Genomic DNA, 16,560 nt, shown 5'->3' on the forward strand with positions numbered 1-16,560 from the left:
GCGGAGGACCCTGAATTTGAGACGTTCTACACGAAGAACATCTTGCTGAACGAGGGCATCCGCGCTTGGATGGCACCTCAAGATCAGCCACACGAAAACTTTGTCTTCCCTGAAGAAGTACTACCTCGTGGTAATGCTCTGTAATTGTGTTTCTGAATGCTAGCTGAGCCGTTTTTGGTCTAGCTAAACCGAAGCCCTTATCTTTAATTAGATAAGGGCTTTTTTGTAGACACACATCTCTGAATTCGTGTGTTATCTTAGCTAAAGGTGAATGCACCCGGAGCTTTAAGCTCTGCCTTCTAAGAATTAATCCGCTTAGGGACCAAAGGAGGTGATGCCCATGCAAGATAGTAGTAAATGCCTGGGTCGTCAGGTTGAAGTTAGCCGGCTGCGCGCCGGGGCTGTTCTCTAACAGTTAGCCACAGTTGATCTAGTCTCTAGAAAAACTGAGTAACTTTAGTTACTAGGCTGACAGGGAGTCCCTCCCGGCAGTCTGGTTTCAATCTGAAGACCCGCTACACCGCTCTCACTCTACGGCTGCAATGAGTTTCTCAAAGCGCCTACCTAGTGAGAGCGGATAGTTTTTTAAAGGGTTATTTAGTTTTTTAGATCTAAGTTTTTGCGATCGCAGCTTAGTATTGCAAAGTTTGGAACGCAGCGACACATAACCCGACTTTGCTGAAGTAAATCTTTTGTTTAACTTGTCTAAAATCTTAGAGCGGTTTTATTGAAAACTAGCAAATTTCTCATTACGAGGAGTTAGGTATGGCTCCACTACTAAGCCAAGCAGAGATTCAAGCACAGGCTCATCTACTTTCTGGTTGGGCCGTTGAGGGAAAAACTCTTCAGTCTGTTCGTAAGTTCAAAAATTTTGTTGAGGCGATCGCTTTTGTGAATAAATTGGTTGAGCCGGCTGAAACAGCGTGTCATCATCCAGACCTGGAAATCTCCTACAACAAAGTCATAATCACCCTAACAACTCATGACTCAGGTGGGCTGACTCAGAAGGATTTTGATCTAGCTCAACAGATTTCTCGCATTTAATCTACCGTCTTAACTGCTTATATTTTTTAGTAGTAATTCATAGCTGCCTAGGCGTCTTCCCATATCAAGTTAGGGAATCTTCAAAAGTTCTCGACAATTTTCGGCTGATAAAGTTAACGTTGAATTGAAGAATCCGCTGGTTTTTGCTAAAACTGTAAGCTAAGACACACGATCGAGGTCCTTGTTCAACCATTTTGAGAGATCTGGTAGATCTAATTTCAAAATACTTGGGAACAATTACGAAACGTCGTGAGTCTCTATCGTAGACTAGTAGATAGATGGCTTAGCTTAGTCGTCCTACAGCAGGTGTGAGGAGAATAAAAAGAATGTCAAAGATTCTGTGGAAATCATTATTGGTTAGCCCTGCGCTCTTGGGTACCGTTTTAGCAGTTTCTTCAGGTGCGATCGCCGCAGAAGCTGGAGTAGTTGCTGAAGCAGCTCAACCCCAAGTTACAGCAGCTCAAGATTTGGCTCCCGTAGCTGTTTCTGCTCAGCCAGCAGCTCCAGAAGCAGAAGTAAGCCCCGTTTTTGCGACTGTTCCTAGCCAAGCGCAAGCGCCTACTCAGATTGCGCAAGTTCCAGCCAACACTTCTTCCCTCGATCAAGTTAACAAGTACACCAACGAGGGCAAACAGAATTCTGTTGCTCAAGTTACCTCTGTTTCTCAGCTATCTGACGTTCAACCCACCGATTGGGCTTTCCAAGCACTGCAATCCTTGGTTGAGCGGTATGGCTGTATTGCTGGTTATCCCGATGGTACCTACCGTGGCAACCGGGCAATGACTCGTTATGAGTTTGCAGCTGGTCTGAATTCCTGCATGGACCGCGTTAACGAACTCATTGCGGCTGGTACTGCTGACCTAGTTACCAAGGAAGACCTAGCTACCCTACAACGCCTGCAAGAAGAGTTCTCTGCCGAGCTAGCCACTCTCCGGGGCCGTGTAGATGCCCTAGAAGCTCGCACGGCTGAATTGGAGGCTAATCAGTTCTCCACCACTACCAAGCTAGTTGGTGAAGCAATTTTTGCAGTCACCGATGAGTTCAACCAAAATCTTTCTAACAACCCTGTTCTGCAAGATCGGGTTCGTCTAGACTTGCAAAGCAGCTTCACAGGTAGAGATGTCCTCCACACCCGTCTCGCTGCTGGTAATGCAACTGGTTTCTCAACAGACTTCGACAACAATGGCGTTCCTGACACCGTTACAGCTGAGGGAACACAGCAGTTTAACATCGGTAACACTGGCAACAATGACATCGTTCTAGACTGGCTGTCTTACTACTTCCCTCTAGGAGACAATATCAATGTCTACCTAGCAGGTACGGGTGGAATTCACAGTGACTATGTTTACAGCACTACCAATCCCTACTTAGAAGACTATGACGGCGGTAATGGTGCGCTCTCTGCCTTTGGTCAAGAAAGCCCCATCTACCGGATTGGTGGAGGAGCAGGTGTCGGTATCAACACCAAATTTGGTGATGCTATCGCTCTTAGCCTTGGCTACCTAGGTGGTCCTGATGCTGCTAACCCCTCTGAGAAGAACGGCTTGTTCGATGGTAACTATGCTGCTCTGGGTCAGTTAACCTTCTCCCCTGGCGACAATCTGGAGTTGGGCTTAACCTATGTTCACGGTTATCACAACACCGGAACACCTATTTTCAACTTGGGTAGCGCTACCCAAACCGTCACAGGTAATGCCCTGGCAAACGGTGGTGGATCTGATGGTGGCCCCAGAGTTACCAACTCCTATGGTGCGCAAGCCTCGTTTAAGGTTAGTAATGCCTTGGCTATCAACGGCTTCTTCGGTTACACCAATGTGATCAACCTACAGGAAAATAGCCGTGATGTTTGGTACTACGGTTTAGGTTTGGCTCTGCCTGACTTTGGTAAGAAGGGCAACCTCCTCGGCCTAGTTGCTGGTGTTGAACCTTACTTGGGTAGCAAGAACAATGATGTCGAAGATGACACCTCCCTGCACCTAGAAGGTTTCTACAAGTACCAGTTGAATGACAACATCTCCGTTACCCCAGGTGTAATCTGGATTACGGCTCCTGGTCAAAACGAAGCTAACGATGACATCCTCATCGGTACTGTAAGAACCACTTTCAAGTTCTAAGCCGAAGAAGAGAAGTTTTCATTCTCTTAATCAGCTAATGATTCGGCCCCACTGCTAGTGGGGCTTTTTTATGTCTTCTTCCAAACTTTACTAATCTACCTTTAGTGGTAGAGTACTTAGATAGGCTACTTAGATTAAGTGGTCTCTAAGTGTGGATGTGCTTTAAAGAACATAAAAATCAATCTAAGAGTGCTAATTTTGCTCTTAGAGTTCTGCTTGGTCTACTGAGACCGTTCTAATTTGGTGTGAGGACGTGGAAGTTGATGTCTAAAATTTTCTGGAATTCTTTATTGATTGCTCCAGCAGTTTTGGGTGCTACCTTGGTCGCTTCTCTTTCTGCGATCGCTTCTGAAGCACCGACTGCCCCTACCTCTGTATCTTCTCTGGATCAACCCATCGCTGTAGAAACCAGCGATAACGGGCTGGCTCAGGTTACTTCAGTATCTCAGCTCTCTGACGTCCAACCTACTGATTGGGCTTTCCAAGCATTGCAATCCTTGGTTGAGCGGTATGGCTGTATCGCTGGCTATCCTGATGGCACCTATCGGGGTAATCGCGCCCTGACTCGTTATGAGTTTGCAGCTGGTGTTAATTCTTGCTTAGACCGGATCAATGAATTGATTGCGGCAGGTACCGCTGACCTGGTTAGCAAAGAAGATTTAGCGACTCTACAGCGGTTGCAAGAGGAGTTCTCTGCTGAACTCGCTACGTTGCGTGGTCGGGTAGATGCATTGGAAGCTCGCACGGCTGAACTAGAAGCGAACCAGTTCTCCACCACTACCAAGCTCACTGGAGAAGCTATTTTCGCTGTCACCAATGCTTTTGGTGATCAAGGGCCAGGTGGTGCAGAGCTAGATGACGAAACTGCTCTGAGCGATCGCGTTCGTCTCAACCTAGATACTAGCTTTACTGGTAAGGATCGCCTAAGAACTCGTTTGCAAGCAGTTAACGTGCCCGAATACGGCACTGATAGAACTGGCACCAACATGACCCGTTTGGGCTTTGATGGTGAAGGAGAAAATGATGTTAACATTCAAAAGTTGTTCTACCGCTTCCCTCTAGGAGACAACACGAACGTTATTCTTGACGCTACAGGTGCTGAGTTCTATGAGAACATCGACACCATTAACCCCCTGTTTACCAGCAGTGGTAGTGGTTCGATCTCTCGGTTTGGGCGCTTCAACCCAATTTACCGCCAAGGGTCGGGTGGAGCAGGTCTTACTGTAAACACCGGTTTTGGTAAAGCAGTGTCTGTATCACTGGGTTACCTAGCAGATAATCCTCAAACTCCTAGTGAAAAGGCAGGATTATTTGACGGTCCTAATGCAGCATTGGCTCAAGTTGCGTTCCGTCCTTTTGAGGCCCTGAGTTTAGGGTTTACCTATGTTCGGGCCTACGACCCAGGATTTGGAGTCGAACTTGATGAAAACGGTGAGCTGGTACCACTAGTTAACGTCACTTCTTCAACAGGTAGCCGCCTTGCGAGAAGACCTTTTGGTAACGTTGCCACTGCAACTGACAACTTTGGCGTTGAAGCTAACTTCCGTCTTGGTTCTAAAATCTCTCTAGGGGGTTGGGTTGGCTACACTGAAGCTCATGCCCAAGCTGGTGCGCTTGAGGGTAGCGATGCAGAAATCTGGAACTGGGCAGCGAATGTAGGTTTCACTGACTTAGGTAAAGAAGGGTCACTGCTTGGTGTCATTGTTGGTATGCCACCTAAGCTAACCGATGTTGATGGCAATCGCGCTGACGATGCCGACACCTCTCTCCATCTAGAGGCGCTGTATCGTTATCCTGTCAACGACAATATCGACATCACTCCTGGTTTGCTTGTGATCTTTAATCCTGAGCACAACGATGCTAACGATACCATCTATGTTGGTACGCTTCGGACTACCTTTAAGTTCTAGTAATTCCTGGGTAGGCTGAAATTCTTTTGAGTGGCCTCGCTGATATGCGGGGCCTTTTTATTGCAATTACTTAAACCTCTAAACCCCACTGGAGAACCGGGGTATAATGTAAGAATATTAAGCCTTGTTAGTCGCTCTCTATTCCTACTTTGCTTGTGGAACTCTCGTGTAAAAGTGAATATGCCTTGCTAGCTTTGTTGGAACTAGCAGCTCATTACGGTAGTAGTGAGCCTTTACAGATTCGGCAGATTGCAGCTCAGCAAAACATTCCCGATCGCTACCTGGAACAATTGTTAGCAACCCTTAGACGTTGTGGCCTAGTTCGCAGTCAAAGAGGAGCCAAGGGAGGTTACTTACTGGCTCGTGAACCTTGGAAGATTACACTTTTAGAGGCCTTAAACTGCATTGAAGGGCTGGACACTCAACCCATGGAGAATGGTTCTACAACCAAAACCGTGGAAAGTTCAGTCATCTGGGACATTTGGCAAGAATCGCGGCAGGCTGCTGACGCTGTGCTCCACGGCTATACCCTTCAAGACTTGGCTGAACGGCGAGATTCGCGGCAGCAATTGGACATTATGTATTACATCTAAAACTCTACAGAAGCTCTTATTGCTTACTTCAGGCAATAAAGCCAAAAGCTTAATTCAAGCTTTAGTCAAGAATATTGCTTTGCTGAGTTATCCAGGTTAGCACTGCTAATATTTGCTCTTTCTACTTCAGTCCTTCAGTCCACTCCTACGTCAACCCCAGAGTCAAGCCATGCGTATCGCTCATGATGTTACAGAATTGGTTGGTCACACTCCTCTAGTGCAACTCAACCGTGTTCCTCAAGCCGAGGGATGCCTAGCTCGCATTGTGGTCAAAATGGAGGGCATGAACCCGGCGTCGTCTGTGAAGGATCGGATTGGCGTCAATATGATCAACGCAGCAGAACGGGAAGGATTAATTACACCGGGCAAAACTATTTTAGTTGAGCCAACTTCGGGAAATACGGGTATTGCTTTGGCGATGGTAGCTGCCGCTAAAGGGTATCGATTAGTTTTGACCATGCCAGAAACCATGAGCTCGGAGCGACGAGCCATGCTGCGAGCCTATGGAGCGGAATTAGAGCTGACACCTGGTATTGAAGGGATGGGTGGTTGCATTCGCCGAGCGCAACAGATTGTTGACTCTACACCCAATGCCTATATGTTGCAGCAGTTTCGCAATCCTGCGAACCCTCAAATTCATCGGGAAACCACCGCAGAAGAAATTTGGCAGGACACAGATGGCGAAATAGATTTCCTAGTGTCTGGGATTGGTACAGGTGGTACTTTGACTGGTGTCGCAGAAGTGATTAAACAGCGCAAACCCAGTTTTAAGGCGATCGCGGTGGAGCCGGTTAATAGTGCTATTTTGTCTGGAGGCAAACCAGGTCCACACAAAATTCAGGGTATTGGGGCTGGCTTTGTACCTCAAGTCCTCAAAGTTGACCTGATTGATGAAGTGGTTGCAGTTGCTGATGAGGATGCGATCGCTTATGGTCGCCGTTTAGCTCGCGAAGAAGGTTTGTTGTCAGGAATTTCTAGTGGAGCGGCTCTCTACGCAGCAATTCAGATTGGCAAGCGACCGGAAAATGCAGGACGCTTAATCGTCATGGTGCAACCGAGCTTTGGAGAGCGCTACTTGAGCACACCCCTATTTCAAGACTTGGAACCCAGTCTCTCGACAGCAGCCACTTGAGCTGTTTTTTTGGCTCCAGTTACATCCCAAGCAATGTAGGGCTACAAGCTAAAATAGCCCTATGGGAAATTCCAATCACTACGACACGCTGGATATTCCTCAGGCGGCGACTCAGGTAGAAATTAAGCAAGCCTATCGCCGCCTAGCGAAGCAATTTCATCCAGATAGTAATCGGGCTGTCACTGACCACGAGCAGATTAGTCGGATCAACGCCGCTTATGAAGTTCTTAGCGATCCGCAGCGTCGTCAGTCTTATGATCAAGAGCTAGCTCATCGGTTATACGGCACCAGGTTTGACACTGAGGGAATGTCTCCTGGCGATCGCCAAAGACGAGCTGCCGAAGTACAGAAGCGTTATCGAGAACAGTACCCCACTGGCCAAGCGGCGGATGAACACCTACAGCTATGGCTAAATCAGGTTTATGCACCTGTGAATCGACTGCTATCTCGAATTCTCAGAGCTTTAGCTGAAGAAATAGATGAGCTATCAGCTGATCCTTTTGATGATGAATTGATGGAAGGATTCCAAGAGTATTTGGAAGATTCCCATACTGATTTGAGCCAAGCTCAGAGAACTTTTCGCTCCATGCCCAATCCTCCTAACGTAGCGGGTGTAGCGGCGCATCTCTATCACTGCTTAAACCAGGTGAGTGACGGTTTAGAAGAGCTAGAGCGGTTTACATTCAATTACGACGACCACTACTTACACACGGGGCAGGAGTTATTCAGGATTGCTACAGGGTTACGCCGAGAAGCTCAGGCTGCGATCAAGAACCTGGCTTGATGGAGCACCCACTAAAAAAGCCTGAAGCTGCACACTCCAGGCTCTGATTGATTCGGATCAAAATTGGTTAAACGATTTGTTGGAGTTCAGACTCTAACATACCGATCAACCTTTGATCTCCTAGATTTTTAGCAACTTGCAAGCGTCGCTCTAGGCTACGGTAAATATTTGTCCGATGCGTCTCTTCAACTTCCTTCAGTACTCGCTGTCGTACATTTTGCACAGGGTTTACTTGACTAGCAGCCGTTACGGACTGGGATGCAATCAAATCTTCCACTTGCATTGGGCGATGAGTGGAGTAGGCAACGCCTCGATACTTTAGGTCCAAAGGAGTTTGAGGCACGGGAATGTGCTTCGGATAAGGATATTGCAGCCGCAGGTTTTGTCCACGATATTTTCCTACGACATCTCCTTCCATCATCTGAAAGGTAGGTAGCTCAGACTCGTATTGAGCACCACGGTATGACAGTCTCATGCTTTTCGCCTCTAACTTCGTTGCTTAATGGGGTTAGGATGAGGCGCGTTCCTTCGGGATGGCTCCCTACTTCCGTCCCTCTCGATGGCGAAATAGCCAACTCAGCAATAAATGAGACACCAAGAGAGATGAACGTAACTATATTCTGTATCTTAATTTACAGACTAGGCACCAAATGTGATTCTTTAGTAAATTTTATTAATTATAAGTGCTGACCTGCCACTAGCCTTAGGCATAGAGCAAGTCGGTATAACTAGAGACAGTATCGGTGGTAGCCATAGAGGCATGTGTCACCATGCCTCTGCTGAGTCCGGTTAGGGATTGGCTGCTCTGAGCACCTGAATCCAATCGAGTAAGAAAAGATTGCCAATTTTTTCTGCCAGTGTCTGGGCTTCTTGATAGAAGTCTTTGGCCCAGTCTGACTGCTCCAATTCTGCCCAAATTGCCCCAATATTCGCCAAAGTTGTAATCTCACCTGGGCGATCCTCTAATTCTCGGTAGAGGATCAAGGCTCGATTGTAAAAATCCAAAGATCGCTGAGGTTGTTTCAGGTCTCGGTAGGCAAAGCCAATATTGTTGAGGGTGGTGGCTTGCCCTGGGCGATCGCCTAGGGTTTCCCGAATTGCAAGGGCTTGGTGATAGAGATCTAAAGCTTGGTGTAACTGACCTGCATCGCGATAGGCAAAGCCAATGTTATTAAGTGTGGTAGCTTCGCCAAAGCGATCGCCCAAGTCTTGTCGAATCAGCAAAATTTGATTGTGAATCAGCAAAGCTCGCTGAGGCTCACCCAAATCGCTATAGACAGAGCCAATGTTGTTGAGGGCTGTCGCTTCTCCAGTGCGATCGCCTAATTCCTTTTGAATTAGGAGTGCTTGCTTGAAATATTGCAATGCTTTGCGGGGCTGACCCAAGTCACTGTAAATCAAGCCGACATTATTCAGCGTTGCTGCTTCTCCAGCGCGATCACCCAACTCACGCCGGATCGGTAGGATTTGGTTGCATAACAGTAAAGCTTGCTTCGGCTGACCCAAGCGAATGTAAGCCAAGGCAATGCTGTTCAAGGTAACTGCCTCAACTCGGCGATCGCCCAATTCTCGAAAGATCGCAAGAGCTTGGTTGAAAAACTCTAAAGCTCGTTGGGGTTCTCCTAGCTGGCTATAAACAGAGCCAATATTGTTGAGCGTGGTCGCTTGGCCAAACAAAGGTAAAACCACGGTTTGCGGAAAACACTCTCCTTGGACTTCCAATTGGGGTTGGCCTAAGGCGCGTTGCAGCACTAAAGCTTGCTGAAGAAATTGCAAAGCTTGCTGCGGTTGCCACAACCGAATATGCGCTAACCCGACTTGATTCAGAGCGATCGCTTCCTTGGGCATGTCACCCAAAGTTCTGGCTAATTCCAGGTTTTGCTCAGAGAGGGTTAGGTATTCTCGAAATTGATTTTTACCGTAGCAAGCGATCGCTTGGTTGCGGTGCTGTTCCCATGCCTGTACAGGACTTGAAGACTTCTCCATTAATGCGCTTCCAGGGGAGATTAGGTGAGCTGACATTACTGCCTTCAGCTTTGCCTGTCAGGGATGTAGAGGAGCGATGCAATAGTATGGCTGAGATTGAGGGCACTTTATAGTGAGTGACCCATTCCCGTAATTTTACATACTCAATGCAGCCTTTGAAGTGCCCTTTCAGTTTGGTGAAACCAGTGTCATCTATCTTAGGGTATAGGAACAATTTAAAGCATCCGCATACGAAACATACTTTAGCTAGATTGACTAAAGTTTTAATGGTTATTTCGGTTTCGGATTAACAGCTGATTTATTTCTGACTTAATTTATCTCTGCGGTCTAGCCGCCGTTGACCGACCAGTGCGGCGGGTCGCCTAGCAGCTTATACACTCCATAAGAAGCTCCGACTTTCATCAAAGCGGGATTCTCGCCATCGCGAGGAGCAGCAATACTCACTAGTTGACCGCTGCTGTCTCTAATTTGCAGTGTCCCTTCCCAACTAATGAACCAATCGATCGCCAAGCCTTGCGTATGCAGCGATCGCAAAGCTACAGGGTTAGTACCAATGCCGTAAGCATCAATCATTTGCTGAGCCGCTTGCACAGAGCCAGCATTGGTGTAATGTACCCAGTCAATATCTACCCCCAACATGGTGGTCACATCTTGAGGCCGAATTTGAGAGCGGCTAATTTTGGCCGCAAAATGCATCAGGTAAGCTCGCTCTGGGGGACGCAGCGTATTAGTAATCTCCATTTTTGCCCCTGCTACTCGCAAGGCTTTCTCAAAGGCCTGAACCCGCTGTCGAAACGGCGAAGCTAAATCCTCTATAGAATTAGTTGCCAAGAAAAACTTCACCCAATGGGGTCCGCTCAAGCGAAAGCGCAACTTTTTGGCATAGTCATCAATCAAAGCGATCGCCGCATTGAGATCTGTCCCCAGTTTTTGCTGGGTCGTGGCTGCTAACCGCTGTTGCAAGTCATCGCGAAACCGGACATCCCTTTGTTTATAGATTTGGGCTAAGCCTTTGCTGCTCAAAGCTCCAAAATCGCCATCCACGGTGAGGGGAGGATTCAGTTGGACGATCGCGTTGAGGCTCTTTTGCAAATCCTTGACCTCAGCTATGCCAAAGTTGAGGTAATCCAGCAGCAGAGAAGCAGAGAAATTCGGCACTTTAAATAACAGGCCTTGCTGGAGTGCTAGAGCATAAGTAGCCTTGTCCACGACTCCTGTGACAGGCAGATTATTTTTTTGTTGATAGTTGCGAGTTGCCGTATCGGTTAACGCACCGAAGTCTTCATCTACTGCTCCGAGCGCAAACTGGGCTCCTTTGAGAAAGCTTTGCCAAGCCCCCACTGCTGGCCCTTCAGACCCGCTCTGGAGTACAGGTAATCCTAAAGCAGCAATATTAAATGTCATAAATTTCACCGGACGCTAGGCAATCCAAAGGTTGTCATCTATAAATATGCGTTCAACTCTACTGCACTCCTTTGATAAAACTTCAGACGATTAAAAATTGATCACAAGCGATCGCGAATTCCCCTAGAACGGCTCTACTTAATCAACCTCAAACTGAATAGGGCTTTTATGATCAAGGGGAGGAGTTCACTGGTTAACTTTGGGCATGCAACGCATTGTATTGATGGCTGGGTTTGAGTCTTTTAATGCGGACCTGTACCGCAAAGCTGCTCAACTGGCGCAAGCTCGTTGTCCAGAGTTAGAGATCTCTGTGTTTAGCGATCGCGACCTCACCACCCAAGCAGAAGCGATCACAGCGGCGCTTGAAGGGGCAGATGTCTTCTTTGGTAGCTTGTTGTTCGACTACGACCAAGTGTTGTGGTTGCGCGATCGCGTGCAGCAAATTCCGATCCGTTTGGTGTTTGAGTCGGCGCTGGAATTGATGAGCCTGACCAAGTTGGGAGAATTCGCCATTGGCGACAAACCTAAAGGTATGCCCAAGCCTGTCAAGTTTATTCTCGACAAATTTGGCAGCGGCAAGGAAGAAGACAAACTCGCAGGCTACCTCAGCTTTTTGAAAGTGGGGCCGAAACTCCTCAAATTTGTCCCGATTCAAAAAGTTCAAGATTTACGCAATTGGCTGATTATTTACGGATACTGGAACGCAGGCGGCCCAGAGAACGTAGCGTCGATGTTCTGGACGATCGCGGAAAAATATCTCGGTTTGGCGATCGGTGAAATTCCTGCCCCGATCGAAACTCCAAATATGGGGCTGTTGCATCCTGACTATGTAGGTTATTTCGAGTCTCCCAAACAATATCTAGATTGGTATCGCGATCGCGGATCTATCCCTTCCAGTAAGGGTGGGTTTAGCACCGAATCTTCGGCTAGCAATTCTTTCTCTACAAAACCCGTTCCTACAAACGCTACTCTCCCTGTTGTTGGCATCCTGCTGTATCGCAAACACGTTGTCACCAAACAACCTTACATTCCACAATTGATTCGCCACTTTGAGCAGGCAGGTTTAATTCCGCTGCCAATTTTCATCAATGGAGTAGAAGGGCATGTAGCCGTAAGAGACTGGATGACAACTGCTTACGAGCAAGCCCAGCGATCGCAAGGCAATACCGAAACGTTATCCCTCTCTAAAGAGGCTGTAGCAGTGGATGCGATCGTTTCTACAATTGGCTTCCCGTTAGTGGGTGGTCCTGCTGGCTCGATGGAAGCAGGACGACAGGTAGAAGTGGCGAAGCGGATTCTCAGTGCCAAAAATGTCCCCTATATCGTCGCGGCTCCCTTACTGATTCAAGATATTCATTCTTGGACGCGGCAGGGAATTGGTGGGCTGCAAAGTGTGGTGCTGTATTCCTTACCAGAACTTGATGGTGCGATCGATCCGGTGCCGTTGGGTGGTTTGGTCGGTGAAGACATTTATCTAATTCCTGAGCGAGTCCAACGCTTAACGGGACGCTTGAAACGCTGGATTGAACTGAGACGCACTTCACCCAGCGATCGCAAGCTAGCCATCATTCTCTATGGCTTTCCACCCGGATATGGTGCTGTTGGCACGGCTGCTTTATTGAATGTGCCGCGATCGCTGCTGAAATTCCTGCAAGCTTTGAAAGACCAAGGTTATACGGTCGGGGACTTGCCGGAAGATGGCGAGGAACTAATTCGTCAGGTCAAAGCCGCCGATGAAGTCTTTAGCGATCAGGAGGATACTCCAATTACCTTGGTGAGCGATCGCCAACTAGAGAAATGGCTGGGCTTCCTAAAAACTAGCCGCATTGAGAAACAGTGGAAGTCGCTGACGGATAGCGGCATTAAAACCTGTGGCAATCAGTTCTGCTTAGGTGGCATTCAACTCGGCAATATTTGGATTGGGGTACAGCCCCCACTCGGCATCCAAGGCGACCCCATGCGTCTGATGTTTGAGCGCGACCTCACACCCCACCCGCAGTACGCCGCTTTCTACCAGTGGTTACAACACGACTTTCAAGCTAACGCGATCGTCCACTTCGGGATGCATGGCACCGTGGAGTGGCTGCCAGGTTCGCCCCTAGGCAATACAGGCTATTCTTGGTCAGATATTCTCCTGGGCAACCTGCCCAATCTATATATATATGCAGCGAACAATCCGTCTGAGTCGATTTTGGCAAAGCGGCGGGGCTACGGCGTACTGATTTCTCATAATGTGCCACCGTATGGTCGCGCCGGACTCTACAAAGAATTGGTGACGCTACGGGACTTAATCGCCGAATATCGCGAAGACCCCACCAAAAACTACGTGCTCAAGGAAGCGATCCTGAAAAAGATTGGTGACACTGGCTTAGATGCCGACTGTCCTTGCGACGCAGCGAGGAAGCTGGGTATCTCCCTCACTCCCGAAAACGCCAAACTCTTCAGCGCTGAGGTGTTCAATCGCTACCTGCTAAAGCTGTACGAGTATCTGCAAGTTTTAGAAAACCGCCTCTTCTCCACGGGGCTGCATACGTTAGGAGAAGTGCCGAACGCTGAAATCATAGAAGGCTACTTGAACGCTTATTTAGGCAAAGAATTGCCAGAACAGGCAATCGCTCAAGTTTCTGTTGGTGCTGACCTCAAATCGCTGACCCAACAATTTGACCTCAACGGCAAAACTCCCAAACTCGAAGCAGCGGTACAAGTTCGAGACTTATTGGCCCAAACCTCCGATGAGCTAATCAACTTATTGCGAGGCTTAAACGGGGAATATATTCCTCCCGCTCCCGGTGGTGACTTGCTGCGGGATGGCCCTGGTGTCTTGCCCACAGGCCGCAACATCCACGCCCTCGACCCCTACCGGATGCCTTCACCTGCTGCCTATGAACGAGGCCGAGCGATCGCCCAACAAATCATTGCCCAACATCTCCAAGAACACCACGCCTACCCTGAAACCGTCGCCGTGATGCTCTGGGGATTAGATGCGATCAAAACCAAAGGCGAATCACTGGGTATCTTGCTAGAACTCGTCGGAGCCGAGCCCGTTAAAGAAGGCACGGGTCGGATTGTCCGCTACGAACTCAAGCCTTTAGCCGAAGTCGGTCATCCCCGTATTGACGTACTCGCTAACCTCTCTGGCATTTTCCGCGATAGCTTCGTCAACATTATTGAACTGCTCGATGACTTGTTCCGTCGCGCCGCTGAAGCCGACGAACCCGAAGACCAAAACTTTATTCGCAAACACGCGATTGCCTTGCAAGCCCAAGGTGTCGAAAATGCCTCCGCCCGTTTGTTCTCCAATCCAGCCGGAGACTTTGGTTCCTTAGTCAACGATCGCGTGGTGGATGGTAATTGGGAATCAGGGGATGAACTAGGGGATACCTGGCGCGATCGCAACACATTTAGTTATGGTCGCCAAGACAAGGGCCAAGCCCGTCCCGAAATTCTTGACACGCTACTGAAAACCACCGAGCGCGTGGTTCAAGAAATTGACTCTTTAGAATACGGCCTCACCGACATTCAAGAGTACTACGCCAACACGGGCGGCTTGAAACGAGCTGCCGAACAAAAACGGGGCAAGAAAGTCACCACAAGCTTTGTGGAAAGTTTCTCGAAAGACAGTACCCCTCGAAGTTTAGAGGATCTGTTGCGGCTAGAATACCGCACCAAACTCCTCAACCCTAAGTGGGCAGAAGCAATGGCAAATCAAGGTTCTGGTGGTGCGTTTGAAATCTCCCAACGCATGACCGCTCTGATTGGTTGGGCTGGCACCGCCGACTTCCAAGAATCCTGGGTCTACGACCAAGCCGCCGATACCTACGCTCTTGACGCTGAGATGGCCGAAAAACTCCGCCAAGCCAACCCCGAATCTTTCCGCAACATCGTTGCCCGGATGCTAGAAGCCAACGGTCGTGGTTTCTGGAACCCAGACCCCAACAAACTCGCCCAACTCCGTCAACTCTATGAACTCACTGACGAAGAACTGGAGGGGATAAAGGTTTAATGCGTGCGATTGCCCCTCTATCTCTCCAAAGCGCGATCGCTCCTCTCAACCTTTAGCGTCCTTCTTGATATTCAGTGGCATACTCCATCACACACATAGTCGTGTAGACAGCGTGAGAACCACAGGCTACCCCTGTCATGCGGTAATCGGGTTTGAGAATGGCTTTGCGGTGGCCGCGATCTTTGACTCCATCATCGATCAACAGTTGGATGACATGCCACTTTGCAGGATTCATTGGGCTGTAACTGATGTTTTCGCCTGTCAGTCCTTTCCAGGCACCATAGCGACTAATCCGCTTGTCTGGCTTGCTGCCATCAGTGCCATAGTGTCCAGCTTTTCCAGCAGGCCCTAAATCGTTCACATGGTCTTTTGCCCCCAAAGACATTCCTTTAGAGAAACTCAAAACGGACATTGGTTTAGTAGCTTTCAGGGCTTGGATTGCTTCCTCCACAGCGCTGACACCCTCTTCCGTCTCCATCGGAGTTTGCCCTGGCAGCTTCAGCAGTTTGCCCTCAAAATATTGCCTCAAATTTTCTAGCTCAACAGCATAGGTAGCAGGATTCGATCGAACTCTATTGGTTTCCTCAAAAATTGCTTGCTCTTCTGGCGATAGATAGCTCTGTGGAAACCCAAGCGTCGTTGGGGTCGAAGCAGGAAGTGTCTTGGCAACAGCTTGAGATTTTGTTTTTGGCTTCGTTGGAGCCGCGATCGCCTTATCTACCTGCGCTACTGGTTTTGGTGTTGTCTTGGCTGACTGCCCTTGGGAAGCATTATTGTGCTTAGGGTTTGTTGCGGGTTGAGCCTTGGATGTTGCAACTGTTCCAGATTTCTCTGCATATTCCGTTGACGACTCAATCACACACATTGCGCCTCTGCTGGCATGAGGGCCACAGGCTATACCGATGAAGCGATTCTTCGGATTAAGCAATTCTCCTCGCAAACCTCGATTGGGGTCGCCATCATTAATGACCAACTGCAAAACTACAGCAGCAGATGTTTTTTTCCCGTAGCTGAGAAGCTCGACAAATCCACCTTTAAAGGTGCCATAACGTTTAGCGCGATCGCTTAGACTGCTGCCATCAGTGCCAACGCTACCTACCACACCCTGAGCACCCGTATCAGCTACATGATCTTCAGCAGCCTGGGACATTCCTGCTGATAGGGCCATCGGTGGCATGGTTTGCAGAGTAGCGATCGCCTCCTGCAAAGCTCCCACACCTTCACGAGTGCGGATTGGATCTTCTCCGGGTAAGGCTAAAACTTGACCGCCATAGTATTGGCTTAAACCTTCTAGCCAGGTTGCATAGCCCGTGGGATTGGTACGAACGCGGTTAATTTCTGCTAGCACTTCTGGAGCTAGAGCAGTTGAGCTAGGAAGCGCTTGAGCAAGATGCGTAGGGGTGTTCGGTAAGACTTGGAAAGGAGTTTCAGCAATCGCTGGGATGAATTGCCCAAGGATTAACAAGGCAGGTGTCGCTGCGGCAAGTGCTACTAACCCGCTGAGAGGTGCTGTCGTACCTAAGTAACCCCAATGACGCATAGCTGACCCCAATAATGCTGAGTTACGAGAAAATCTGCTCAGCACTATAT

Annotated in this window: 11 protein-coding genes, 1 pseudogene and 1 riboswitch; of the genes and pseudogenes, 8 read left to right on the forward strand and 4 right to left on the reverse strand. The window is 48.6% G+C overall.

The genetic code is table 11. The features are described 5' to 3' along the window. The 7 genes and pseudogenes from H6F90_RS25435 to H6F90_RS25465 form a co-directional block, all read left to right on the forward strand. Window positions 1–144 (forward strand): annotated as a pseudogene (locus H6F90_RS25435) (photosystem II protein D2); the annotation flags it as partial. A 621-nt stretch (window positions 145–765) separates the two neighbouring features. Next, window positions 766–1,044 (forward strand): 4a-hydroxytetrahydrobiopterin dehydratase, encoded by a 279-nt coding sequence (locus H6F90_RS25440; RefSeq protein ID WP_190554861.1) that lies wholly within the window; start codon window positions 766–768, stop codon window positions 1,042–1,044. Window positions 1,045–1,370: 326 nt separating this feature from the next. Continuing rightward, on the forward strand, window positions 1,371–3,158 hold the full coding sequence (locus H6F90_RS25445) for an iron uptake porin (protein WP_190554862.1): 1,788 nt from the start codon (window positions 1,371–1,373) through the stop codon (window positions 3,156–3,158). A 263-nt stretch (window positions 3,159–3,421) separates the two neighbouring features. Then, window positions 3,422–5,068: an iron uptake porin gene (locus H6F90_RS25450; protein WP_190554863.1), complete on the forward strand. Its 1,647-nt coding sequence runs from the start codon at window positions 3,422–3,424 to the stop codon at window positions 5,066–5,068. 155 nt (window positions 5,069–5,223) lie between these two features. Continuing rightward, on the forward strand, window positions 5,224–5,661 hold the full coding sequence (locus H6F90_RS25455; RefSeq protein WP_190433415.1) for an Rrf2 family transcriptional regulator: 438 nt from the start codon (window positions 5,224–5,226) through the stop codon (window positions 5,659–5,661). 169 nt (window positions 5,662–5,830) lie between these two features. Then, a complete protein-coding gene (gene cysK, locus H6F90_RS25460; RefSeq protein ID WP_190554864.1) occupies window positions 5,831–6,793 on the forward strand; it encodes a cysteine synthase A in 963 nt (320 codons plus the stop codon). A gap of 61 nt (window positions 6,794–6,854) precedes the next feature. Next, entirely contained in the window at window positions 6,855–7,577 is a 723-nt protein-coding gene (locus tag H6F90_RS25465; RefSeq protein ID WP_190554865.1) for a J domain-containing protein, read from the forward strand. Window positions 7,578–7,644: 67 nt separating this feature from the next. Here H6F90_RS25465 and H6F90_RS25470 read toward each other — a convergent pair whose 3' ends face one another. The 3 genes from H6F90_RS25470 to H6F90_RS25480 all read right to left on the reverse strand — a co-directional run bounded on the left by H6F90_RS25470 (window position 7,645) and on the right by H6F90_RS25480 (window position 10,967). Continuing rightward, window positions 7,645–8,052 (reverse strand): DUF4278 domain-containing protein, encoded by a 408-nt coding sequence (locus H6F90_RS25470; protein ID WP_190554866.1) that lies wholly within the window; start codon window positions 8,050–8,052, stop codon window positions 7,645–7,647. Window positions 8,053–8,094: 42 nt separating this feature from the next. Next, a riboswitch (Glutamine riboswitch) is annotated at window positions 8,095–8,189 on the reverse strand. A 177-nt stretch (window positions 8,190–8,366) separates the two neighbouring features. Further along, on the reverse strand, window positions 8,367–9,563 hold the full coding sequence (locus tag H6F90_RS25475) for a tetratricopeptide repeat protein (protein WP_190554867.1): 1,197 nt from the start codon (window positions 9,561–9,563) through the stop codon (window positions 8,367–8,369). 327 nt (window positions 9,564–9,890) lie between these two features. Continuing rightward, window positions 9,891–10,967, reverse strand: a complete 1,077-nt coding sequence (locus tag H6F90_RS25480; protein ID WP_190554868.1) for a peptidoglycan-binding protein — start codon at window positions 10,965–10,967, stop codon at window positions 9,891–9,893. A gap of 205 nt (window positions 10,968–11,172) precedes the next feature. Between H6F90_RS25480 and bchH the strand changes: the two genes are divergently transcribed. Beyond that, window positions 11,173–14,970: a magnesium chelatase subunit H gene (gene bchH / locus H6F90_RS25485; RefSeq protein WP_190554869.1), complete on the forward strand. Its 3,798-nt coding sequence runs from the start codon at window positions 11,173–11,175 to the stop codon at window positions 14,968–14,970. Window positions 14,971–15,022: 52 nt separating this feature from the next. Here the strand turns inward: bchH and H6F90_RS30250 are convergent, their stop codons facing one another. Then, entirely contained in the window at window positions 15,023–16,510 is a 1,488-nt protein-coding gene (locus tag H6F90_RS30250; protein ID WP_199296175.1) for a CAP domain-containing protein, read from the reverse strand. Between the last annotated feature and the right edge of the window lie 50 nt (window positions 16,511–16,560).

The organism is Trichocoleus sp. FACHB-591 (genome assembly GCF_014695845.1).
Classification (GTDB): Bacteria; Cyanobacteriota; Cyanobacteriia; order FACHB-46; family FACHB-46; genus Trichocoleus.